This is a genomic window from Streptomyces sp. NBC_00442 (assembly GCF_036014195.1).
Classification (GTDB): domain Bacteria; phylum Actinomycetota; class Actinomycetes; order Streptomycetales; family Streptomycetaceae; genus Streptomyces.
Map to the genome: position 1 here is coordinate 1,610,866 of NZ_CP107918.1, position 23,091 is coordinate 1,633,956.

Here is a 23,091-nt window from a genome sequence, read left to right on the forward strand (position 1 = left end):
GGGCCCGTGGATCAGCCGGCCTGGGGGTCGCCCTTGGTGTAGCTGAGGCGCTCGACCTGGCCGTCGTCGAACTTGCTGTCGATCTTCTTGCCGTTGACGTAGAGCTCGATCGCTCCGGCGTTGCCGAGGATCAGGTCGACCTTGTCGGCGTCCTGGAACGTCTGGGCCTCGCCCTTCTGGAGCAGGCCGTCGAAGAGCATCTTGCCGGTGTGGTCCTTGGCGGAGATCCAGCTCTTGTCGTTGACCGCGGTGACCTTGACGGTGACCTTGTCGGCGGGGACGGCTGCGATCGCGCTGTCGGAGGGGGTCGGGGAGGGCGGGGGGACGGCGGGCTTGGAGGGGGTGGCGGCCGCCGATTTGCTGGGCTTTTGCTGGGCGGGGCCTTCGGCGACCGAGGGGTGGCCCTTGCCGTGGTCGTTGCCGCTGAACATGGTGAAGCCGACGAAGCCGACGACCACGACGATCGCGGCGACCATGGCGGCGGTCCAGTTGGGCCGCCGGGCCTCGGGGCGGATCCGCTCCGCCTCGAACAGGGGCGCGGCGGGGGTGGGCTCGGGCCGGCCGCCGTGTTCGTCGTCGTACTGGGCGACGAGGGGGGCGGGGTCGAGGCCGACGGCCTGGGCGAACGTGCGGATGTGGCCGCGCGCGTACACATCACCGCCGCACCGCGAGAAATCGTCCTGTTCGATCCCGTGCACGATGGGGATGCGCACCCGGGTGGAGGAGCTGACCTCGTCGACCGTCAGTCCCGCGGCGATGCGGGCCTGCTGGAGTACACGACCGATCGAGGGCCCGTCGTTGGCGATCGCCGGCCCGTCGTCTTCGATCGGAGGCCGGTCGTCTTCGGGAGAGTTGCCGATGGACACGGGGGCGCCTTTCGAGCGTGAGCCACCTGCTGGGTGTTCAGTCTAGGGGGGGTACGAAAGAGTGGGGCAACCGGGAGCGCGGACTTTGTACGCCATCGGTATGGCCGGTGCCCCTGACAGCGGGGCGTCGGCCGCACGTGCTTCCACGTCTCCCTCAACTTGACGTACGGCCAGGGGAAACGGTTGCTCGGTCATCCCGTACGAGTGCTGTTTGGGCCGGCCGGCCCACAGCCGGCCGGGTCGGTGCGGCTGCGGCCCGCGCGTCGGGGCCGTCCGCCGGCCGGTCCGCTCCACCGCTGGGTCTTCGCCGCACACACTCAGGGAGTCTCCCCGCGGATCACGGCGAGCACTCCGTCGAGTTCGTCCGGCTTGACCAGGACGTCGCGGGCCTTGGAGCCCTCGCTGGGCCCGACGATGCCGCGCGACTCCATCAGGTCCATCAGCCGGCCCGCCTTGGCGAAGCCGACGCGGAGTTTGCGCTGGAGCATCGACGTCGAGCCGAACTGGGTGGACACCACCAGTTCGGCGGCCTGGCACAGCAGGTCCAGGTCGTCGCCGATCTCCTCGTCGATCTCCTTCTTCTGTTTGGTGCCGACGGTGACGTCGTCCCGGAAGACCGGGGCCATCTGGTCCTTGCAGTGCTGGACGACGGCCTGGATCTCGGCCTCGGTGACGAAGGCGCCCTGCAGGCGGGTCGGCTTGTTCGCGCCCATCGGCAGGAAAAGACCGTCGCCCTTGCCGATGAGTTTCTCGGCGCCCGGCTGGTCGAGGATGACGCGGCTGTCGGCGAGCGAGGACGTCGCGAACGCGAGCCGCGAGGGCACGTTCGCCTTGATGAGGCCGGTGACGACGTCGACCGAGGGCCGCTGGGTGGCGAGCACGAGGTGGATGCCGGCGGCGCGGGCCAGCTGGGTGATGCGGACGATGGCGTCCTCGACGTCGCGCGGCGCGACCATCATGAGGTCGGCGAGCTCGTCGACGATCACCAGGAGGTACGGATACGGCGTCAGTTCGCGCTCGCTGCCCTCGGGCAGTTTCACCTTGCCGTTGCGGATGGCCTCGTTGAAGTCGTCGATGTGGCGGAAGCCGAACGCCGCCAGGTCGTCGTAGCGCAGGTCCATCTCGCGCACGACCCACTGGAGGGCTTCGGCGGCCCGCTTCGGGTTGGTGATGATCGGCGTGATGAGGTGCGGGATGCCCTCGTAGGCGGTGAGTTCCACCCGCTTGGGGTCGACGAGCACCATGCGGACGTCCTCGGGCGTGGCCCGCACCATGACCGAGGTGATGAGGCAGTTGATGCAGGAGGACTTTCCGGAGCCGGTGGCTCCGGCGACCAGGACGTGGGGCATCTTGGCGAGGTTGGCCATCACGTAGCCGCCCTCGACGTCCTTGCCGAGCGCCACCAGCATCGGGTGGTCGTCCTCGGCGGCGTCCGCGAGGCGCAGCACATCACCGAGGTTGACCATTTCGCGGTCGGTGTTGGGGATCTCGATGCCGACCGCGGACTTTCCGGGGATCGGCGAGATGATCCGCACGTCGGGGCTGGCGACGGCGTACGCGATGTTCTTGGCGAGGGCGGTGATCCGCTCGACCTTGACGGCCGGGCCGAGCTCGACCTCGTAGCGCGTGACCGTCGGGCCGCGGGTGAAGCCGGTGACGTTGGCGTCGACCTTGAACTCCATGAAGACGTTCTGCAGCGAGGCGACGACGGCGTCGTTGGCGGCGCTGCGCGTCTTGCCGGGTCCGCCCTTCTCCAGGAGGTCGAGCGAGGGCAGCGCGTACGTGATGTCGCCGGCGAGCTGGAGCTGTTCGGCGCGCGGCGGGAGCGCTTCGGTGGCCTCGCGCGGGGGCTTCGTCAGGTCGGGTACGACGGGGGGCGCGCCCGGTGTGGCCTTGGGCGCCGCCGGGCTCTGGGCCCTGGCCCCGGCCTGGGGGGCCTGGGCGGTGCGGGCGGTCGGCAGCGGGGTGGCCGGGGTCTGTTCGGGTTCCCGGTCGGTGGAGACGCCCTGGGTGAGGTCGGCGACGACGGGCGAGGGGGGCAGCCCGTTCATGACGGCGCCGTCGAGGGCGGCTGCCGCCGCTGCGGCCACGTCGACCGGGTCGAGCCCGTTGTCGAAGGCCGGCTGCACGGAGCCGCGCCGGGGCCGCCGGCGCCGCGTCAGGGCCTCGTGCTCGGCGCTCTCGGGGTCCTGCTCGAACGCGGTGGCGGGGCGGCGCCGCGAGCGCGGGGCGGGCTCGGCCTCGCGCCATTCGTCGTCGTAGGGCTCCTCGTCGGCGAGTTCGCCGGGGAGCGGTTCGAGGATGCCGAGCCTGACGCCCAGCAGCCGCAGTCGCTGCGGGATGGCGTTGACCGGTGTCGCGGTGACCACGAGCAGGCCGAAGACGGTGAGCAGCACGAGCATCGGCACGGCCAGGACGTCGCCGAGGGTGAATTCGAGCGGTTTGGAGGAGGCCCAGCCGATCAGGCCGCCCGCGTCCTGCATGGCGTCGGTGCCGGCGTCCCGGCCGGGTGAGCCGCACGCGATGTGGACCTGCCCGAGCACGCCGAGCACGAGCGCGGACAGGCCGATGACGATGCGCCCGTTGGTCTCGGGCTTTTCGGGATAGAGGATGAGCCGGATCGCGACGGCGCCGAGCAGCAGCGGCACCACCACGTCGAGGCGGCCGAACGCGCCGGTCACCAGCATCTGTACGAGGTCGCCGACGGGGCCGCGCAGGTTGGACCACGTGCCGGCGGCGACGATCAGGGCGATGCCGAGCAGCAGCAGGGCGACGCCGTCCTTGCGGTGGGCGGGGTCGAGTCCCTTGGCGCCGCGTCCTATGCCGCGGAACACCGCGCCCACGCCGTGGGCCGCGCCGAGCCAGACGGCGCGCGCGAGCCGGTACAGGCCGCCGGTCGGGGACGCGGCGGCTCTGGGGACGGGCCTGGGGGCCGCCGCCTTCTTCGCGGGCGCCCGCTTGGCCGCGGTCTTCTTCGCGGGCGCCTTGGGAGCCGCGGCTTTCTTCGCGGGCGCGGCGTTCCTCGCCGGGGTACGGCCGGTGCGCTTCGCGGTGCCCGCCGTGCCCTGGGAACCCTTGCCGGACGTACGTGAGGCCATGGTGCTGAGGTTACCTGGGTCGGCGGCGGTGGACACGTGTGCCTACGCCTTCACCCGTCCGTGTCGTATGCCGCACGGCTGCTGACGCCGCGTCAGCCGGACGCGGCGTCAGGCGGGGGGCCGTCAGTTCTGCGACGGCAGGGTGGGCGCGCCGCCGGTGCCGGGCTCCAGGGCGTCCAGGGCCCGCCGCAGGCCGGTGAGCTTGCGCTCCAGGTGGGCGGCGGTGGCGACCGCGGCGGCGTCGGCGGATTCGTCGTCGAGCTGCTTGGACAGGGCCTCCGCCTGCTCCTCAACTGCCGCGAGCCGTGCGGACAGTTCGGCCAGCAGGCCGGCGGACTCCTTGGCCGGGCCGCCCTGCGGGCCGCCTTCCAACTGGAGCCGCAGCAGCGCCGCCTGCTCGCGCAGCTGGCAGTTCTTCATGTAGAGCTCGACGAAGACCGACACCTTGGCGCGCAGCACCCAGGGGTCGAACGGCTTCGAGATGTAGTCCACGGCGCCCGCCGCGTAGCCCCGGAAGGTGTGGTGGGGGCCGTGGTTGATGGCCGTGAGGAAGATGATCGGGATGTCCCGTGTCCGTTCACGCCTCTTGATGTGCGCCGCGGTCTCGAACCCGTCCATTCCGGGCATCTGGACGTCCAGCAGAATGACCGCGAAATCGTCCGTAAGCAGCGCTTTGAGCGCTTCCTCCCCTGACGATGCCCGCACCAGTGTCTGATCGAGCGCAGAGAGGATGGCCTCCAGCGCCAGCAGATTCTCCGGCCGGTCATCGACCAGGAGGATCTTGGCCTTCTGCACCATGGCCCGTCCTCCTCGCCCCGGCAGTGCACCGGGCGCCGCCCCAGGGGACGACTCCCTTGCGTCGCCCGTCCTTGTGCCGGTCATGGTAGCCGCACCCCGCCTGTCGCCACACCCTGTCACCGCGATGTCACTGTGCACGTAGCAGAAACGTAGTGGGAGACCAGAAGGTTCCCCGAATACCGCTCTCCCACACGCCCTCGGCCACCGTCAGTCATCCCGGGTCCGCATCCCGGGCCCGGGATGCGGACCCGGGAACGACCCGGGATGCGGACCCGGCCGGCGATCACTTGCCCCGCATCCACTGCTCCATCACGGAGAGCAGGTGATCGGGGTCGACCGGCTTCGTCACGTAGTCGGAGGCGCCCGACTCGATGGCCTTCTCGCGGTCTCCCTTCATCGCCTTCGCGGTGAGCGCGACGATCGGCAGACCGGCGAACTGCGGCATCCTGCGGATCGCCGACGTCGTCGCGTAGCCGTCCATCTCCGGCATCATGATGTCCATCAGGACGACCGCGGTGTCCTCGTGCTGTTCGAGGACCTCGATGCCCTCCCGCCCGTTCTCCGCGTACAGCACCGAAAGCCCGTGCTGTTCGAGGACGCTGGTGAGCGCGAAGACGTTGCGTACGTCGTCGTCGACGATCAGGACCTTCTCGCCGGCGAAGTGGAAACTCCTCGTGGGAGCCCGCTCCGGTTCGGCCGAGGCCCAGTCCTCGTCGGCCCCGGACGGCTGCCCCGGGGCGGGGGTTTCCTGCCGGCCGGCCGCCTCGAGTGCCTTGCGGCGCCGCCGGAACAGCCCTGCCGCCCCGGACTGCGATCCCTGGGAGGCGCCGCGCTGCCCGCCGTCGTGCTGCGTGACGTCGGGGTGGTGGACTGCCGCGTCGATCGCGAGACCCGCGGCGCCCTCGGCGCCGCCGGGGGCAAGCTGCGGATAGCCCTGCGGCGGCAACTCGCTCAGGTGCAGCGGGAGGTAGAGCGTGAACGTGGACCCGCGGCCCGGCTCGCTGGCCGCGTGGATCTCGCCGCCGAGCAGCCGCGCGATCTCGCGGCTGATGGACAGGCCGAGACCCGTTCCGCCGTACTTGCGGCTCGTCGTGCCGTCCGCCTGCTTGAACGCCTCGAAGATGACCCGCATCTTGCTGGCCGCGATGCCGATGCCGGTGTCGGTGACCGAGAACGCGATCAGGCCCGCGTCCGCGTCGCGCAGCGAACCGGCCTCCAGGAGCTGTTCCCGGATGGCGTGCGGCACGTCGGTGCCGGCCGGGCGGATCACCAGCTCGACGGCGCCGCTGTCGGTGAACTTCACCGCGTTGGACAGCAGGTTGCGCAGCACCTGAAGGAGGCGCTGCTCGTCGGTGTGGAGCGTGGCGGGCAGCTCGGGCGAGACCCGTACCGAGAAGTCGAGCCCCTTCTCCGCGGTCAGCGGGCGGAAGGTGGCCTCCACGTAGTCGACCAGCTGGACCAGGGCGATCCGGGTCGGCGACACGTCCATCTTGCCGGCCTCGACCTTCGACAGGTCGAGGATGTCGTTGATCAGCTGGAGCAGGTCGGAGCCCGCCCCGTGGATCGTTTCGGCGAACTCGACCTGCTTGGGCGAGAGGTTTCCCTCCGCGTTGTCGGCCAGCAACTTGGCGAGGATCAAAAGGGAGTTGAGCGGGGTCCGCAGTTCGTGCGACATGTTCGCGAGGAACTCGGACTTGTAGCGCATGGAGACGGCGAGCTGTTCGGCGCGCTCCTCCAGGACCTGCCGGGCCTCCTCGATCTCGGTGTTCTTCACCTCGATGTCGCGGTTCTGCTGGGCCAGGAGCTCGGCCTTCTCCTCCAGTTCGGCGTTGGAGGCCTGAAGCGCGCTCTGGCGGTTCTCCAACTCGGCCGACCGCTCGCGCAGTTGCTCGGTGAGTTCCTGCGACTGCTTGAGCAGCACCTCGGTCTTGGAGTTGACGGAGATGGTGTTGACGCTGGTCGCGATCATCTCGGCGATCTGGTTGAGGAAGTCCTTCTGGATGTGCGTGAACGGCTGGAACGACGCCAGTTCGATCACTCCGAGCACCTTGCCCTCGAAGAGCACCGGCAGCACGATCACATGGGCGGGCGGTGCCTCGCCGAGGCCGGAGGAGATCCTCAGATAGCCCGGCGGCACGTTCTCGACCAGGATCGTCCGCTTCTCCTCGGCGGCCGTGCCGATCAGGGTCTCGCCGGGCCGGAAGGACGTGGGCATCGAGCCGGCCGAGTAGCCGTAACTCCCGCGCATCCGCAGCTCGTACGAGGCGTCGCGGTCCGCGCCGACCTCGGCGGCGCCGCCCGTGGGCAGCGCCAGGAAGAACGCGCCGTGCTGCGCCGAGACGACCGGCGTCAGCTCCGTCATGATCAGCGAGGCCACGTCGTCGAGGTCGCGGCGGCCCTGCATCAGGCCGGAGATGCGGGCCAGGTTGCCCTTGAGCCAGTCCTGCTCCTTGTTGGCGACGGTGGTGTCGCGCAGGTTGGCGATCATCGTGTTGATGTTGTCCTGGAGGGCCTGGATCTCGCCCGCCGCGTCCACGTCGATCTTCAGGTTGAGGTCGCCGCGCGTCACTGCGGTCGCGACGGCCGCGATGGCGCGGACCTGGCGGGTCAGGTTCCCGGCCATCTCGTTCACCGATTCGGTGAGGTCGCGCCAGGTCCCGTCGACGTCCCGCACCCGGGCGTGGCCGCCCAACTGGCCCTCGGTGCCCACTTCCCGGGCGACGCGGGTGACTTCCTGGCCGAAGGAGGACAGCTGGTCGACCATCGTGTTGATGGTGTTCTTCAGCTCCTGGATCTCGCCCCGCGCATCGATGTCGATCTTCTTGGTGAGGTCGCCCTGCGCGATGGCGGTGGTGACGGTGGCGATCTGGCGGACCTGGCCGGTGAGGTTGTCGGCCATGGAGTTCACCGACTCGGTGAGGTCCTTCCAGGTGCCCGAGACGCCGGGCACACGGGCCTGGCCGCCCAGGATGCCGTCGGTGCCCACCTCGCGGGCGACCTTGGTGACCTGCTCGGCGAAGGAGGACAGCGTCGTCACCATGGTGTTGACGGTGTCGGCGAGTTCGGCGACCTCGCCGCGGGCCTCGACCGTCACCTTCTTGGTGAGGTCTCCGTTGGCGACCGCCGCCGAGACCCGGGAGATGTTGCGGACCTGGGTCGTCAGGTTCGCCGCCATCAGGTTGACGTTGTCGCTGAGGTCCTTCCAGATGCCGGTGACGCCCCGGACCCTGGCCTGACCGCCCAGGATGCCTTCCGTGCCCACCTCGCGGGCGACGCGCGTGACCTCGTCGGCGAAGTTGGACAGCTGGTCGACCATGGTGTTGACGGTCGTGACCAGCTCCAGGATCTCGCCCTTGGAGTCGACGGTGATCTTCTTGGAGAGGTCGCCCTCGGCGACCGCCGTCGTGACCTCGGCGATGTTGCGCACCTGGGACGTCAGGTTGTTGGCCATGAAGTTGACGGACTGGGTGAGGTCCTTCCAGGTGCCGGAGACGCCCTGCACCTCGGCCTGGCCGCCCAGGATGCCCTCGGTACCCACCTCGCGGGCGACCCGGGTGACCTGCTCGGCGAAGTTGGACAGCTGGTCGACCATCGTGTTGAGGGTGTTCTTGAGTTCCAGGATCTCGCCGCGCGCGTCCACGTCGATCTTCTGCGACAGGTCGCCGCGGGCCACCGCCGTGGCGACCTGGGCGATGTTGCGGACCTGCGCGGTGAGGTTGCCGGCCATGCCGTTCACCGAGTCGGTCAGGTCGCGCCAGACACCGGCGACGCCGGGCACCTGGGCCTGGCCGCCGAGCCGTCCGTCGGTGCCGACCTCGCGGGCGACGCGGGTGACCTGCTCGGCGAAGGCGGACAACTGGTCGACCATCGTGTTGATGGTGTTCTTCAGCTCCAGCATCTCGCCGCGCGCGTCCACGTCGATCTTCTGCGACAGGTCACCGCGGGCCACGGCCGTGGTCACCTGGGCGATCTGACGCACCTGTGAGGTGAGGTTGCCCGCCATGAAGTTGACGGAGTCGGTGAGTTCCTTCCAGGTGCCGGAGACGCCGTCGACCCGGGCCTGCCCGCCGAGCCGGCCCTCGGTGCCCACGTCCCGCGCCATCCGCGTGACCTGGTCGGCGAAGGAGGACAGCTGCGCCACCATCGTGTTGACGGTGTTCTTCAGCTCCAGCATCTCGCCGGCCACGTCCACGGTGACCTTCTGGGACAGGTCACCGTTGGCGACCGCCGTGGTCACCTGCGCGATGTCGCGCACCTGACCGGTCAGGTTGCGGAAGGCCGTGTTGACGGAATCCGTCAGGTCCTTCCACGTGCCGGCCGCGCCGGGCACCTGCGCCTGCCCGCCGAGCCGGCCCTCGATGCCGACCTCGCGGGCGACACGGGTCACCTCGGAGCCGAACGACTGGAGCTGGTCCACCATCGTGTTGACGGTGTTCTTCAGCTCCAGCATCTCGCCGGCCACGTCCACGGTGACCTTCTGCGTCATGTCACCGCTGGCGACCGCCGTCGTCACCTGCGCGATGTCACGTACCTGGGTCGTCAGGTTGCGGAAGACGGTGTTGACGGAATCCGTCAGGTCCTTCCACGTGCCGGCCGCGCCGGGCACCTGCGCCTGCCCGCCGAGCAGCCCCTCGGCGCCGACCTCGTTGGCGACCCGGGTCACTTCGTCGGCGAACGTACGCAGCGTCTCGGTCATCTGGTTGATGGTCTCGGCGAGCTGCGCGACCTCGCCGCGCGCGTTGACCGTGACCTTCTGCGAGAGGTCACCGCTCGCCACGGCCGTGGTCACCTGCGCGATTCCGCGCACCTGGGCGGTCAGGTTCGTCGCCATCACGTTGACGGAGTCGGTGAGGTCCTTCCACACCCCGGCCACGCCCGGCACCTGCGCCTGCCCGCCGAGCTCGCCCTCGGTGCCGACCTCGCGGGCGACGCGGGTCACCTCCGAAGAGAAGGAGGACAGCTGGTCGACCATCGTGTTGACGGTGTTCTTCAGCTGGAGCATCTCGCCGGCCACGTGAACGGTGACCTTGCGCGACAGATCGCCCTTGGCGACGGCCGTGGTGACGAGAGCAATGTCACGTACCTGGGCCGTCAGCCGGTACGCCATCGTGTTGACCGAATCCGTCAGATCCTTCCAGGAACCGGACATTCCGCGCACCTGGGCCTGACCGCCGAGCTTGCCCTCGGTGCCGACCTCCAGCGCGACCCGGGTCACCTCGTCGGTGAAGGCCGACAGCTGGTCGACGAGGTTGTTGACGGTCCGCCCGACCTTGAGGAACTCCCCGCGCAGCGGCCTCTCGGCGCCGTCGCTGCCGTGCGAACGCAGATCCATCCGCTGTTCCAGATCACCCTCGGCGACCGCCGAGAGCACCCGGCCGACCTCCGAGACCGGGCGCGCGAGATCGTCGACCAGCGCGTTGGAGGCGTCGATCGCGGCCGCCCAGGAGCCTTCGCAGGCGCCGTTCTCCAGGCGTTCGGTCAGCTTGCCCTCGCGGCCCACCATCCTGCGCACCCGGGCGATCTCGCCGGTCAGATGCAGGTTGCGGTCCGCGACCTCGTTGAAGACGGCGGCGATCTCCGCCATCACCCCGTCGCCGGAGACCGTCAGGCGCTTGCGGAAGTTTCCGTCCCGCATCGACGCGAGCGCCGCGAGCAGGCGCTGCAGCGCCGCCGTGTCCACCTCGGTCGTGCCGCCACTCCCCCGCTGCTTGTTCCGGGCCTGTTGAGTCCGGGGCTGATCGTCTTTCGCGCGCGTGCTTGCGCCCCGCGCCGCTGCGCCAGACTCCACCGTGTCCCTCCCGCAAGGGTTGACCGCACTGCCCGGGGTGTCTCCGGAAGCATGCCCAGTGTTTCACCATGGCCGAACCAGGCCATAACAGTTCGGCAGCTTCGCATATCCGTCCCCGCCCACGGAGGGCGGAAACACTGCTGACCGGCATCCGCTCGGACCGCGAAGGTAAGTAACCTGGCTCCCGGCTGTCCAGCCGCCCCGGTCCGCCCGGCAAGAGGGCGGTTTCATGCCCTTTGCCCGAAAAGGTGCGGGGAGGGCGGCACAAAGGACGACCAGGGGGCACCGGAGGGGGCGGCCGGCATGGGACTGTTGGTTCCCGGAGGGCACGTTCCGGAGCCCCGGCAAGGAAATCCGGGCGTCGAGACGCGTACGAGGAGTTCTGTGATCACCGCGCGGGCGGCAGCCAGCTTCGACCCTGTCGGGCGGTCGGTCGCGACCGCCCGCGCCTTCGTCCGGGACACCCTCCAGGGATGGGGGTACGCCGACGTCGTGGACGACGCCGTGGTCCTCACCAGTGAGCTCGTCACCAACGCGGTGGTCCACGCCGGCACCAAGGCGGACGTCCTGTGTCTGCGCTCCGAGGACGGCGTACGCGTGGAGGTGGCCGACCGCTACCCCGAACGTGAGGTTCCGCTCCTCGGCTCCCCCACCGACATCGCGAGCCCCGACCGCGAGAACGGCCGGGGCCTGCTGCTGTGCGCCGCCCTCGCCTCCCGCTGGGGCGTCGAGTACACCCCGGCCAGAAAGAACGTCTGGTTCCAACTCGACCTGCCCAACCGGCCGGTGGGCACTCGCTCGGCCGGCCCGGCCCTGCCCACCGCGCTCCTTCCCGTCACCGACGGAAGGGTCCGTGTCGCGGTCGTGCAGATCGACCGGGCGGGCGCCGTCCGCGCCTGGAACGAGGACGCCGAGGACCTCTTCGGCTACCCCGCCGAACAGGTCACCGGCAAGGCACTCACCGATTTCGCGGCCTGGCCGCACACCCCCGGCACCTCCACCGGCATCGTCGAAGCCCTCCAACTGTCGCGCTGGGAAGGCACGTACGGGATAAGGGGCGCCGACGGCCGCGTCGTCCCCGTGTACGCCTCGCACCTGAGGGTCCGTGACACCGAGGGCGAACCCTCCACGGTCTGTCTGCTGGTACGCGACGACGAGCGGGCCGTGCTCCAGACGCCCGCCCGCCAGCCCGTCACCGAAGCCGCGGCGCTGGGCGACAACCGCAACGTGGACCCCTTCGAGGTCTTCATCGGTTCCCCCGCCCCCGACGACCTCGACGGTCTGCTCCAGCGCACCGTCGAGCGCGCCCGCGACATGCTGGACGGCGACTCCGCGTTCCTGCTGCTCGCCACCGACGACGAGACCGAGCTGGAGGTCCGCGCCACCACCGGCCTCCCCTCCGCCCGCCAGCGGTTCGCCCGCGTCCCCGTCGAGGCCGGAACGGGCCGGTACGGATCGGCACGGATGCCCGCCGTCCACGAGGATCTCGCGGCCGTGCCCGGCGCCGTCCCGCTCCTGGAGAGCACCGGCATGCGCTCGGTCGTCACCGTCCCGCTCAAGGTCGAGGGACGCCTGACCGGATCGCTCGGCGTCGCCGCCGAATCCCCCGGCCGCTACTCCAACGAGGAGGCCCTGCGCCTCCAGTTCGCCGCCGACCGCATCGCGCTGGCCGTCGAATCGGCCCGCCTGGGAGAGCTGGAGCGCCTGCGCAGGGGCTCGCTCAGCTTCCTCGTCGAGGCCTCCGACCTCCTCGCCGGCACCCTGGACCGCGACCAGACGCTGGCCCTCATGGCGCAGATGACCGTGCCCACCCTCGCCACCTGGTGCGCCGTCTACACGATCGCCGACCAGTCGTCGGACCCGTACCTCTCCTACGTGCTGCACGAGGACGAGGAGCGCATCGACGGCCTCAAGGCCCTCCTGTCCAAGATCAGCCCGCCGGAGCCGGTCCCCACCCCGGGCGCCCGAGTGTGGACCGCCCCCGGCGAAGCCGCGCACCAGGCCGCGCTCCGCGTCTCCATGCGCGACTTCGGCCGCTCCCCCGCCCCGCACACCGGCGGCGGCCTCGGCACCACGCTGTCGACCGCGGCCGCGGTGGGCGGCGAGACCGTCGTCCTTCCCCTGGTCGCCCGCAACCGCGTCATCGGCATGCTGACCCTGGGCAAGCCGTCGGACGACCATTTCCGCCAGGAAATCCTCGAACTCGCCGAAGACCTCTCCCGGCGGGCCGCCCTCGCCCTGGACAACGCACGTCTCTACTCCGAGCGCATGGCCATCAGCCGCTCGCTCCAGCGCTCCCTGCTGCCGCCGGGCCTGCCGCAGATCCCCGGTGTCGAGGTCGAGGTGATCTACCGCGCGGCCGGCGAGGGCAACGAGGTGGGCGGCGACTTCTACGATCTCTTCCCCATCCGCGACGGCGCGTACGGCTTCGCCATCGGCGACGTCTGCGGCACGGGCCCGGAGGCCGCCGCGGTCACCGGACTCGCCCGGCACGCGCTGCGCCTGCTCGCCCGCGAGGGTTTCGGCGGCCCCGCCGTCCTGGAGCGGCTGAACGCGGCGATCCTCGACGAGGGCGCCCGCAGCCGCTTCCTGACCCTCCTGTACGGGGAGTTGTGGCCCCAGGAGGACGGCAGCGCCATCCTGAAGATCGTCTGCGCGGGCCATCCGCTCCCCCTGCGCCTGCGCCAGGACGGCTCGGTCGAGCCGGCCGCGGACCCGCAGCCCCTCCTGGGTGTGATGGAGGATCTGGAACTGTACGAGCAGACCATCACCCTCGACCCGGGCGATGTCCTGCTCTGCGTGACGGACGGCATCACCGAGCGCCGCGAGGGCACGCGCATGCTGGGCGACGACGGCCTCACCGACGTCCTCGCCAGCTGCACGGGGCTGACCGCGGGGGCGGTCGCCGCGCGCGTGCTGCGGGCGGTCGAACGTTTCGCAGCCGAACCGGCTTCGGACGACATGGCGATTCTGACGATGCGCATCCCGGAAGAGGCCAAGCGATAGCCCCGGGAGGGGCCAGTGGATACGCGAAAGGCCCCGCCCAATGGGCGGGGCCTTTCGATGTGCTGAGCCCCCATGCGGAATCGAACCGCAGACCTTCTCCTTACCATGGAGACGCTCTACCGACTGAGCTATAGGGGCCGGTTGTTGTCTCGGGGTTTCCCCCTCGCCAACGAGATAAAGCATACCCCGAATCAGACGGTGTTCCGAACCATGGTCACCGTTCCGGCTATGCGGGTTGCAGCAGTCCGCCCAACGCGTTGCAGGCGGACACCAATCGCCGCAATTCCGCCGGCGACAGCCCGTCGAGCGGGGGCAGCGCGAGCGTTTCGTCCGCGGCCCGCTCGGTCGCGGCGAGCGCCCACTCACCCCGCCGGAACTCCCGCATCCGGTGTACGGGAATGGGCACGGGGACGTCGCACGCGACCCCGCGCCGCCGCAACAGCCGCGCGAACGCGTCCCGGTCGGGCCGGCCGTTGCCGGGTACCCGCACGACGTAGCGCTGGTATCGATGGCCGTCCGCCGGCGCGGGTGTCCTCACTCCGAGGAGCCGTCGGTCCAAGTACCGTGCCCGTTCGCGGCGTTGGGCCACATCACCGCCGAGCCCCTCACGGTCCTCCTCCTCGATGAGCAACACGCCGTTCCCCGCGGTCAGTTCGGCGAACGGCGCCGTATCGGCCGGGTATCCGAAGCGGCGTACGAGTACGACGGCCGCGGTCCTGGTCGTGATCGCCCGGCCGACGGCATCGGGGGACAGGCAGTAGGTACCTGGGTCTATGTCGGCGAACACCGGAGTCGCTCCGGCGGCGGCCACGGACCGGACCAACTCGCCGGTGTCGTAGGCCGGCACGATCACCTCGTCGCCGCTCACGACACCGGCAGATGTGAGCGCTCCCGTCATCCTCATGTCAGGAGATCGTGGTCCTGACAGATGAACGCCAGGTGAGCGGACACAAAAAAACGCTGGCCCCCGAACCGAAGTTCAGGGACCAGCGTTGAAGATTTGTTCGGCGGCGTCCTACTCTCCCACAGGGTCCCCCCTGCAGTACCATCGGCGCTGAAAGGCTTAGCTTCCGGGTTCGGAATGTAACCGGGCGTTTCCCTAACGCTATGACCACCGAAACACTATGAAGTTGAACTCGACCAGCACACACCCAAAGAGGCATGCGGGAGTTCATTGCTTCAGAACAAACACAGTGGACGCGAGCAACTGAGGACAAGCCCTCGGCCTATTAGTACCAGTCAGCTCCACCCGTTACCGGGCTTCCACATCTGGCCTATCAACCCAGTCGTCTACTGGGAGCCTTACCCTCTCAAGGAGGTGGGAACACTCATCTCGAAGCAGGCTTCCCGCTTAGATGCTTTCAGCGGTTATCCTTTCCGAACGTAGCCAACCAGCCATGCCCTTGGCAGGACAACTGGCACACCAGAGGTTCGTCCGTCCCGGTCCTCTCGTACTAGGGACAGCCCTTCTCAATGTTCCTGCGCGCGCAGCGGATAGGGACCGAACTGTCTCACGACGTTCTAAACCCAGCTCGCGTACCGCTTTAATGGGCGAACAGCCCAACCCTTGGGACCGACTCCAGCCCCAGGATGCGACGAGCCGACATCGAGGTGCCAAACCATCCCGTCGATATGGACTCTTGGGGAAGATCAGCCTGTTATCCCCGGGGTACCTTTTATCCGTTGAGCGACGGCGCTTCCACAAGCCACCGCCGGATCACTAGTCCCGACTTTCGTCCCTGCTCGACCCGTCGGTCTCACAGTCAAGCTCCCTTGTGCACTTACACTCAACACCTGATTGCCAACCAGGCTGAGGGAACCTTTGGGCGCCTCCGTTACTCTTTAGGAGGCAACCGCCCCAGTTAAACTACCCATCAGACACTGTCCCTGATCCGGATCACGGACCGAGGTTAGACATCCAGCACGACCAGAGTGGTATTTCAACGACGACTCCACAACCACTGGCGTGGCCGCTTCAAAGTCTCCCACCTATCCTACACAAGCCGAACCGAACACCAATATCAAACTGTAGTAAAGGTCCCGGGGTCTTTCCGTCCTGCTGCGCGAAACGAGCATCTTTACTCGTAGTGCAATTTCACCGGGCCTATGGTTGAGACAGTCGAGAAGTCGTTACGCCATTCGTGCAGGTCGGAACTTACCCGACAAGGAATTTCGCTACCTTAGGATGGTTATAGTTACCACCGCCGTTTACTGGCGCTTAAGTTCTCAGCTTCGCAACCCCGAAAGGTCACTAACCGGTCCCCTTAACGTTCCAGCACCGGGCAGGCGTCAGTCCGTATACATCGCCTTACGGCTTCGCACGGACCTGTGTTTTTAGTAAACAGTCGCTTCTCGCTGGTCTCTGCGGCCACCCCCAGCTCAGAGAGTAAATCTCATCACCGGTGATGGCCCCCCTTCTCCCGAAGTTACGGGGGCATTTTGCCGAGTTCCTTAACCATAGTTCACCCGAACGCCTCGGTATTCTCTACCTGACCACCTGAGTCGGTTTAGGGTACGGGCCGCCATGAAACTCGCTAGAGGCTTTTCTCGACAGCATAGGATCATCCACTTCACCACAATCGGCTCGGCATCAGGTCTCAGCCTTAATGTGCGACGGATTTGCCTACCGCACGGCCTACACCCTTACCCCGGGACAACCACCGCCCGGGTTGGACTACCTTCCTGCGTCACCCCATCGCTTACCTACTACCACCTTGGGTCAGCGGCTCCACCACTCCCCTCAACTCCGAAGAGATCAGGGCGGCTTCACGGCCTTAGCATTAATGGGCTCGATATTGGGCGTTTCAAAGCGGGTACCGGAATATCAACCGGTTGTCCATCGACTACGCCTGTCGGCCTCGCCTTAGGTCCCGACTTACCCTGGGCAGATCAGCTTGACCCAGGAACCCTTAGTCAATCGGCGCACACGTTTCTCACGTGTGTATCGCTACTCATGCCTGCATTCTCACTCGTGAACCGTCCACCACTAGCTTCCGCTGCAGCTTCACCCGGCACACGACGCTCCCCTACCCATCCCAGCCCCCGTTGGGGGTATGTGCTGGAATGACACGACTTCGGCGGTACGCTTGAGCCCCGCTACATTGTCGGCGCGGAATCACTTGACCAGTGAGCTATTACGCACTCTTTCAAGGGTGGCTGCTTCTAAGCCAACCTCCTGGTTGTCTCTGCGACTCCACATCCTTTCCCACTTAGCGTACGCTTAGGGGCCTTAGTCGATGCTCTGGGCTGTTTCCCTCTCGACCATGGAGCTTATCCCCCACAGTCTCACTGCCGTGCTCTCACTTACCGGCATTCGGAGTTTGGCTAAGGTCAGTAACCCGGTAGGGCCCATCGCCTATCCAGTGCTCTACCTCCGGCAAGAAACACACGACGCTGCACCTAAATGCATTTCGGGGAGAACCAGCTATCACGGAGTTTGATTGGCCTTTCACCCCTAACCACAGGTCATCCCCCAGGTTTTCAACCCTGGTGGGTTCGGTCCTCCACGACCTCTTACAGCCGCTTCAACCTGCCCATGGCTAGATCACTCCGCTTCGGGTCTAGAGCGTGCAACTCAATCGCCCTGTTCGGACTCGCTTTCGCTACGGCTTCCCCACACGGGTTAACCTCGCTACACACCGCTAACTCGCAGGCTCATTCTTCAAAAGGCACGCAGTCACGACTGTATGTGCAAGCACATACAGCGACGCTCCCACGGCTTGTAGGCACACGGTTTCAGGTACTATTTCACTCCGCTCCCGCGGTACTTTTCACCATTCCCTCACGGTACTATCCGCTATCGGTCACCAGGGAATATTTAGGCTTAGCGGGTGGTCCCGCCAGATTCACACGGGATTTCTCGGGCCCCGTGCTACTTGGGTGTCTCTCAAACGAGCCGTTGATGTTTCAGCTACGGGGGTCTTACCCTCTACGCCGGACCTTTCGCATGTCCTTCGCCTACACCAACGGTTTCTGACTCGCCTCACAGCCGGCAGACTGTGAAAGAGAGATCCCACAACCCCGCATGCGCAACCCCTGCCGGGTATCACACGCATACGGTTTGGCCTCATCCGGTTTCGCTCGCCACTACTCCCGGAATCACGGTTGTTTTCTCTTCCTGAGGGTACTGAGATGTTTCACTTCCCCTCGTTCCCTCCACATACCCTATGTGTTCAGGTATGGGTGACAGCCCATGACGACTGCCGGGTTTCCCCATTCGGAAACCCCCGGATCAAAGCCTGGTTGACGGCTCCCCGGGGACTATCGTGGCCTCCCACGTCCTTCATCGGTTCCTGGTGCCAAGGCATCCACCGTGCGCCCTTAAAAACTTGGCCACAGATGCTCGCGTCCACTGTGCAGTTCTCAAACAACGACCAACCACCCATCACCCCCACCATTCAGTGGAGTTCACTGGGGCCGGCGACCGAAGACACAACCATGACGGCCGTACCTTCAGATACCCAACAGCGTGCCCGGCCCTCTCCGTCGCACCGACCCGCGTTCCACGCTCCGAAGAGCAGTACTAGCGGCCCGAATTGACCAAGAGTGCCGAATAGTCAACGTTCCACCCATGAGCTGACCGTGCAGAACATTTGTCTGCAGACGGTGCTGTGCTCCTTAGAAAGGAGGTGATCCAGCCGCACCTTCCGGTACGGCTACCTTGTTACGACTTCGTCCCAATCGCCAGTCCCACCTTCGACAGCTCCCTCCCACAAGGGGTTGGGCCACCGGCTTCGGGTGTTACCGACTTTCGTGACGTGACGGGCGGTGTGTACAAGGCCCGGGAACGTATTCACCGCAGCAATGCTGATCTGCGATTACTAGCAACTCCGACTTCATGGGGTCGAGTTGCAGACCCCAATCCGAACTGAGACCGGCTTTTTGAGATTCGCTCCGCCTCGCGGCATCGCAGCTCTTTGTACCGGCCATTGTAGCACGTGTGCAGCCCAAGACATAAGGGGCATGATGACTTGACGTCGTCCCCACCTTCCTCCGAGTTGACCCCGGCAGTCTCCTGTGAGTCCCCATCACCCCGAAGGGCATGCTGGCAACACAGAACAAGGGTTGCGCTCGTTGCGGGACTTAACCCAACATCTCACGACACGAGCTGACGACAGCCATGCACCACCTGTATACCGACCACAAGGGGGGCACCATCTCTGATGCTTTCCGGTATATGTCAAGCCTTGGTAAGGTTCTTCGCGTTGCGTCGAATTAAGCCACATGCTCCGCTGCTTGTGCGGGCCCCCGTCAATTCCTTTGAGTTTTAGCCTTGCGGCCGTACTCCCCAGGCGGGGAACTTAATGCGTTAGCTGCGGCACCGACGACGTGGAATGTCGCCAACACCTAGTTCCCAACGTTTACGGCGTGGACTACCAGGGTATCTAATCCTGTTCGCTCCCCACGCTTTCGCTCCTCAGCGTCAGTAATGGCCCAGAGATCCGCCTTCGCCACCGGTGTTCCTCCTGATATCTGCGCATTTCACCGCTACACCAGGAATTCCGATCTCCCCTACCACACTCTAGCTAGCCCGTATCGAATGCAGACCCGGGGTTAAGCCCCGGGCTTTCACATCCGACGTGACAAGCCGCCTACGAGCTCTTTACGCCCAATAATTCCGGACAACGCTTGCGCCCTACGTATTACCGCGGCTGCTGGCACGTAGTTAGCCGGCGCTTCTTCTGCAGGTACCGTCACTTTCGCTTCTTCCCTGCTGAAAGAGGTTTACAACCCGAAGGCCGTCATCCCTCACGCGGCGTCGCTGCATCAGGCTTTCGCCCATTGTGCAATATTCCCCACTGCTGCCTCCCGTAGGAGTCTGGGCCGTGTCTCAGTCCCAGTGTGGCCGGTCGCCCTCTCAGGCCGGCTACCCGTCGTCGCCTTGGTAGGCCATTACCCCACCAACAAGCTGATAGGCCGCGGGCTCATCCTTCACCGCCGGAGCTTTTAACCCCTCAAAATGCTTTGAGGAGTGTTATCCGGTATTAGACCCCGTTTCCAGGGCTTGTCCCAGAGTGAAGGGCAGATTGCCCACGTGTTACTCACCCGTTCGCCACTAATCCACCCCGAAGGGCTTCATCGTTCGACTTGCATGTGTTAAGCACGCCGCCAGCGTTCGTCCTGAGCCAGGATCAAACTCTCCATGAATGTTTACCCGTAATCGGGTGCACACATCACGTAAGAGCGGGACGGAACCACCGGAATAAGGCGGCCCGTCCACAGCGTCCTCGCTGTGTAATCGCCTGCCGGCCACAAGGACCGACAGGACTTTTCAAAGGAACCTCGCTCCACCGAAATGGAGACGGGGTTGTCAATCTGGCGTTGACTTTTGGCACGCTGTTGAGTTCTCAAGGAACGGACGCTTCCTTTGTACTCACCCTCTCGGGCTTTCCTCCGGGCGCTTCCCTTCGGTATTTCGTGTTTCCGACTCTACCAGACGCTTTCGTGTCCGATTCCCCGTCAAATTGGGTTCGCCTCGGGTTCTTCGCTTTCGCGTTTTCCCTTTCGGCGGGCCCGACTTTATCAGAGATTCTGAAGCCGGATTTCCGTCCCGGTTCGGGTGTCCCTCTGCGGTGCTTGACCGTAGCGGGTTCCCCGTGGGCGGAGACGTAAACGTACTGGAGCGGGGCGCCTCGATGCAAATCGAGGCGCCCCGCTCCGGCCCAACTGCCGTGGCTGTCAGACCTCGACGACCACGGGAAGGATCATCGGACGCCTGCGGTAGGTGTCCGAGACCCACTTGCCGACCGAGCGGCGGATCAGCTGCTGGAGCTGGTGGGGCTCCACGACGCCGTCCTGCGCGGACCGGTTGAGCGCTTCCTCGATCTTCGAGACCACCGGGCCGAACGCCGAGTCCTCGATGCCGGAACCGCGGGCCTGGATGTGCGGGCCGCTGGTGATCTTGCCGCTGCTGGAGTCCACCACCACGTACACCGAGATGATGCCCTCGTCGCCGAGGATGCGGCGGTCCTTGAGGGAGGACTCCGTCACGTCGCCGACCGAGGAACCGTCGACGTAGACGTAACCCGCCTGGACCTTGCCGACGATGCGCGCGGTGCCGTCGACCAGGTCGACGACCACGCCGTCCTCGGCGATGACGATGTGGTTCTTCGGGACGCCGGTGAGCGCTCCGAGCTCCGCGTTCGCCCGCAGGTGGCGCCATTCGCCGTGGACCGGCATCAGGTTCTTCGGCTTGCAGATGTTGTAGAAGTACAGCAGCTCGCCGGCCGAGGCGTGGCCCGAGACGTGCACCTTGGCGTTGCCCTTGTGGACGACGTTGGCGCCCCAGCGGGTCAGGCCGTTGATGACGCGGTAGACCGCGTTCTCGTTGCCCGGGATGAGCGACGACGCGAGGATCACGGTGTCGCCCTGGACGATCCGGATCTGGTGGTCGCGGTTGGCCATGCGGGAGAGCGCGGCCATCGGCTCGCCCTGCGAGCCGGTGCAGACCAGGACGACCTCGTCGTCCGGCAGGTCGTCGAGGGTCTTGACGTCGACGACGAGCCCGGCCGGGACCTTCAGGTAGCCGAGGTCGCGCGCGATGCCCATGTTGCGGACCATCGAGCGGCCGACGAAGGCGACGCGGCGGCCGTACTCGTGCGCGGCGTCCAGGATCTGCTGGATGCGGTGGACGTGGCTGGCGAAGCTGGCCACGATGATGCGCTTGTCGGCGTTGGCGAAGACGGTGCGCAGGACGTTGGAGATGTCCCGCTCCGGCGGCACGAACCCGGGGACCTCGGCGTTGGTCGAGTCCGACAGGAGGAGGTCGATGCCCTCTTCGCTGAGGCGCGCGAACGCGTGCAGGTCGGTGAGCCGGCCGTCCAGCGGGAGCTGGTCCATCTTGAAGTCGCCGGTGGCGACGGCCATGCCCGCGGGGGTGCGGATGGCGACCGCGAGGGCGTCCGGGATGGAGTGGTTGACCGCGATGAACTCGCAGTCGAAGGGGCCCAGGCGCTCGCGGTCGCCCTCGGCGACCTCCAGCGTGTACGGGCGGATGCGGTGCTCCTGGAGCTTGGCCTCGATCAGCGCGAGGGTCAGCTTGGAGCCGATCAGCGGGATGTCCGGCTTCTCGCGGAGCAGGTACGGGACGCCGCCGATGTGGTCCTCGTGGCCGTGCGTCAGGACGATGCCCTCGATGTCGTCGAGGCGGTCCCGGATCGAGCTGAAGTCCGGCAGGATCAGGTCGATGCCGGGCTGCTCCTCCTCGGGGAAGAGGACGCCGCAGTCGACGATGAGCAGGCGGCCGTTGAACTCGAAGACGGTCATGTTCCGGCCGATTTCGCCGAGACCGCCGAGCGGTGTGACGCGCAGGCCGTTCTTGGGAAGCTTCGGCGGGATGCCGAGTTCGGGATGCGGATGACTCAAAAGACTCTCCTCACCACACGCGCCACGTACCTGAGGGCACGTGGCGCGTATGTCATTCGTGCACTTGCTGTTGTGTGGGTTTTTTCGCGCGCTTGTCCGGCGCGTATTCAGTTGTGAAGTCTGTGGTTAGAGCTGTACCCCACCGGCTGCCAGATCGAGCGCCAGCTGGCTTGATTCTTCTGCCGTGAGTTCGACCATGGGGAGCCGGAGCGGCCCGGCGGGGAGGCCCTTGCGGGCGAGGGCGGCCTTGGTGGTCATGACGCCCTGGGTGCGGAACATGCCGGTGTAGACGGGGAGCAGGCGCTGGTGGATCTCGGTGGCCTTGGTCACGTCGCCGGCGAGGTAGGCCTCGAGGAGTGCGCGGAGCTCGGGGGTGACCAGGTGGCCGACGACGGAGACGAATCCGCAGGCGCCGACCGAGAGCAGGGGCAGGTTGAGCATGTCGTCGCCGGAGTACCAGGCGAGGCCGGAGCGGGCGATGGCCCAGCTGGCGCGGCCGAGGTCGCCCTTGGCGTCCTTGTTGGCGACGATCCTGGGGTGCTCGGCGAGTCGGACGAGGGTCTCGGTGTCGATCGGGACGCCGCTGCGGCCGGGGATGTCGTAGAGCATCACCGGGAGCTCGGTGGCGTCGGCGATGGCCGAGAAGTGCCGGAGCAGGCCCTCCTGGGAGGGCTTGTTGTAGTACGGGGTCACCGCGAGCAGGCCGTGTGCGCCGGAGCGTGCGGCCGTACGGGCGAGTTCGAGGGTGTGGCGGGTGTCGTTGGTTCCGATGCCGGCCACGACGTGGGCCCGGTCTCCGACGGCCTCGAGGACGGCTCGTACGAGCTGGTCTTTCTCCGCGTCGCTGGTGGTCGGGGACTCGCCGGTGGTGCCGTTGACGATGAGTCCGTCGTTGCCTGCGTCGACCAGATGGGCCGCCAGTCGCTGGGCGCCGTCGAGGTCGAGTGCGCCGTCCGCCGTGAAGGGCGTGATCATGGCGGTGAGGACCCGCCCGAAGGGGGTCTGCGGAGTGGAGATCGGAGCCATGGGTAACACGCTACTCGCTGCTCAGCGCCGGGTGCTCCCTCGGGGGCAGGTGGCTAAGGGAGCCCGGCACTGCCTGCTCGGGGGTTCAAGCAGTGCCGGGTCCGTTTGATCAGCCTAGATGAACTTCACGAAACGCCGCAATACG

At 66.9% G+C, this 23,091-nt stretch carries 8 protein-coding genes, 1 tRNA gene and 3 rRNA genes; 1 reads left to right on the forward strand and 11 read right to left on the reverse strand.

Annotated elements, in window-relative coordinates; all coding sequences use genetic code 11:
- Window positions 1–11: 11 nt before the first annotated feature.
- The 4 genes from OG432_RS07110 to OG432_RS07125 form a co-directional block, all read right to left on the reverse strand.
- On the reverse strand, window positions 12–866 hold the full coding sequence (locus OG432_RS07110; protein WP_328308847.1) for a helix-turn-helix domain-containing protein: 855 nt from the start codon (window positions 864–866) through the stop codon (window positions 12–14).
- 317 nt (window positions 867–1,183) lie between these two features.
- Window positions 1,184–3,964, reverse strand: a complete 2,781-nt coding sequence (locus OG432_RS07115; protein WP_328308848.1) for a DNA translocase FtsK — start codon at window positions 3,962–3,964, stop codon at window positions 1,184–1,186.
- Window positions 3,965–4,087: 123 nt separating this feature from the next.
- Entirely contained in the window at window positions 4,088–4,762 is a 675-nt protein-coding gene (locus tag OG432_RS07120) for a response regulator (RefSeq protein WP_328308850.1), read from the reverse strand.
- A 283-nt stretch (window positions 4,763–5,045) separates the two neighbouring features.
- Window positions 5,046–10,550 carry a HAMP domain-containing protein gene (locus OG432_RS07125; RefSeq protein WP_328308852.1) on the reverse strand — a complete coding sequence of 1,835 codons (5,505 nt, stop codon included), beginning with the start codon at window positions 10,548–10,550 and terminating at the stop codon, window positions 5,046–5,048.
- A 303-nt stretch (window positions 10,551–10,853) separates the two neighbouring features.
- Between OG432_RS07125 and OG432_RS07130 the strand changes: the two genes are divergently transcribed.
- Window positions 10,854–13,556: a SpoIIE family protein phosphatase gene (locus OG432_RS07130; protein WP_328308853.1), complete on the forward strand. Its 2,703-nt coding sequence runs from the start codon at window positions 10,854–10,856 to the stop codon at window positions 13,554–13,556.
- A gap of 65 nt (window positions 13,557–13,621) precedes the next feature.
- On the opposite strand, the gene OG432_RS07135 is transcribed toward OG432_RS07130, so the two are convergent.
- From OG432_RS07135 to dapA, 7 genes are all read right to left on the reverse strand, one after another.
- Window positions 13,622–13,694: transfer RNA gene (locus tag OG432_RS07135), tRNA-Thr, on the reverse strand.
- An 88-nt stretch (window positions 13,695–13,782) separates the two neighbouring features.
- Complete coding sequence (locus OG432_RS07140; RefSeq protein ID WP_328308854.1) at window positions 13,783–14,460, reverse strand: DegT/DnrJ/EryC1/StrS family aminotransferase; 678 nt, start codon at window positions 14,458–14,460, stop codon at window positions 13,783–13,785.
- 98 nt (window positions 14,461–14,558) lie between these two features.
- A 5S ribosomal RNA gene (gene rrf / locus OG432_RS07145) occupies window positions 14,559–14,675 on the reverse strand.
- A 90-nt stretch (window positions 14,676–14,765) separates the two neighbouring features.
- Window positions 14,766–17,890, reverse strand: a 23S ribosomal RNA gene (locus OG432_RS07150).
- Window positions 17,891–18,177: 287 nt separating this feature from the next.
- Window positions 18,178–19,703, reverse strand: a 16S ribosomal RNA gene (locus OG432_RS07155).
- Together the 16S, 23S and 5S rRNA genes form the textbook arrangement of a ribosomal RNA operon.
- Window positions 19,704–20,234: 531 nt before the next feature.
- Window positions 20,235–21,920, reverse strand: a complete 1,686-nt coding sequence (locus OG432_RS07160; protein WP_328308855.1) for a ribonuclease J — start codon at window positions 21,918–21,920, stop codon at window positions 20,235–20,237.
- A 126-nt stretch (window positions 21,921–22,046) separates the two neighbouring features.
- The gene (gene dapA, locus OG432_RS07165) at window positions 22,047–22,946 is read right to left on the reverse strand and encodes a 4-hydroxy-tetrahydrodipicolinate synthase (protein WP_328308857.1); all 900 of its coding nucleotides are present in this window, start codon (window positions 22,944–22,946) and stop codon (window positions 22,047–22,049) included.
- Between the last annotated feature and the right edge of the window lie 145 nt (window positions 22,947–23,091).